Raw genomic sequence first — 2183 nt, forward strand, 5'->3', positions numbered from 1 at the left:
GATCCCGACTGGCCACTGCCCGGCCGACGGCATCGAAGCGTTGATGCGTCACTCGCATTTCAACCGGATCGGCCGCTTGCCGCCGATGGTACTGAACGGCCCTGACCGCCAGCCCACGCGCGTCTGAAACCGCAAGGGTTGGCGTGCCGTGATGCGTATGGTCCATAGACATCCGTGACGGCCTCGATCAGGGTGACTTGCCTATCACAATGCATCATCGCCAATGCCGTGGATACTGTAAGAAATACCAGTTTTCACCAGCACATCCGCACACCCAGGCTGCCAATCAACCCGTTCAAATCACTGTTATCCACGTCGCTGCTGTAGTCGGCGCTGACATACAGGCTCACGGTCGGCGTCACCCTGACGACCAGGCCCAGACCCAGTTCGACGGTCGAGGAACTACGGCTACTGCTGATCTTGTCGACCTGATCGAGGGTCACGGTGTTGCCGGTAGATGGGGTGTCCAGGGTGATGCGCTGATTGATCAATTGTGCCTTGGGGTTCAATCACCCGGTTCTCGCCAAGGCCGATGGGGAAACCACCTTCCACCGACAACGTCCTCGCACTGCCCTCGGTGGCTCTTCGGGTCCCTTGCTCGTTGCGGCCGAAGCCGCTGACTCCAGACCGACCCTTTGCATATGGCCGCTGGCGCTTTGCAGGGTAAATATCGCCGGGCCTTTGAGTTCGTGGGTGCCGGGGACGGCCAGCCCCAGGGAAAGGTAATCGGTTTGTACCTGGCGAGAGGGCTGGCCGTAGAGTTGGTCCCAGGCCGTGGGCGCGGCGTCTTCGGTGGATCGTCAAAAAAACTTCAGGCCGGAGCGCTTTTCAACCCTCACCACTTCACCCGAACCCCCACGTTACCGTACGTTCCCCGTTGTTGGTTGCTGTCGATATTGCTGGTGTAGTCGAGTCCGGCGTACACGCTGACCGAGGCTGCAACGCTCAGTACCATGCCGATACCGAGGTCGGCGGACGAGGTTCGTTGCTCGGTTTCGACCTGATCCACATGGTCAAAGGTGACCGTGTCGGTACCGGTGAAGGTGTGCCAGATATTGGCCCGCAGGTACGGTTCCAGCGGCCGGCCACTGACCTCGTAGCGACCCTTCAGGCGTGCGCCGACGCGAGCGGTCCAGGCGCTGTCGGAGTCGAACGAGACATGGGAGATGCCGTCGTCCTGGCTGTCGAGTTTGACCTTCTGATAAATCGCCTGGGCCTGGGGTTCGATCACCCAGCTACCGGTCACCGCGATCGGATACCCGACTTCTGCCGATAACGTCGTGACGTGACCGTCATTGTCGATCTTCAGTCCACTTTCGGAACGGTTGTCACCGTTGAGCCAGGTGTACATGGCCACGGTATCGAGATAGGCGCCGGCAGGATCGGTCAGGGTCCAGTAAACGCCAAGACTGTCACCTTGCAACTCCACCTTGCCGGAGCGTTTGCCTTCAAAGCCCTCGTTGAAACCGTCGACATCGCCTTGCAATCGACTGTGGCCGATAAAGAAACCGCTGCGCTGGGTTTGACCACTGGCCAACTGCGAAGCGAACAGGTCATTGCCGACCTGAAAGCCATTGAGCGAACCATCCAGTCTTGGCTTGACGGTGCCGGCCCAGGTCTGCTCGAGGTTCTTGCCATAGACCCGGCCCCAACCGGCGCTCAAGGCACCGGTTTCGGTCAGCAGGCGCTGATCGCCCTGACGGTCATGAAAAGTGCCCAAGGCGGTCAGGCTCAACTGTGCTGCTGCCGGCGGCACCACCGACCAGGTGGGCACTGCCTCGCGGTACAGGGGGATCGGGGCGGCACCGGGTACGGCGGCCGGTAACACCGGGGCTTCGACGGTTGCAACCCCATCAACACCGGAAGCCACAACCACCGGCGCGGCCACCGGCACCGCCACGATGGGCACCAGCGTCGGCGGCAAGGCGGGATCAGGATTGGCAACCGCAACCACTGGCGGCGCCACAACCGAGGAACGCAGGTACCAACTGTTTTCGCTGCCCGGTGTGATACCGCCTTTGAACAGGCGGTAATCGAAGGCGCCGACCGACACTGGCGCTTTCAGGGCGAACGCAGTGTTGTCGCTGACTGCCGTGCCTTTGGCCTGTACCAACTGGATGCCGTTTTGCTGGGTCAGGGCGCCTACGCCGCCAACGTTGGTGACGCTGATCAGGGTGCTGCCG

At 61.5% G+C, this 2183-nt stretch carries 1 protein-coding gene and 1 pseudogene; both read right to left on the minus strand.

Annotation, left to right across the window (positions count from 1 at the left end; all coding sequences use genetic code 11):
• Positions 1-254: 254 nt before the first annotated feature.
• A pseudogene (locus tag AC1DVH_RS29920) lies at positions 255-794 on the minus strand (autotransporter outer membrane beta-barrel domain-containing protein); the annotation flags it as partial.
• Between the two features lie 41 nt (positions 795-835).
• A partial coding sequence (locus AC1DVH_RS29925; protein ID WP_477756834.1) for an autotransporter family protein occupies positions 836-2183 on the minus strand: 1348 nt, incomplete at its 5' end.

It is taken from the genome of Pseudomonas sp. P4_C3 (assembly GCF_056402075.1).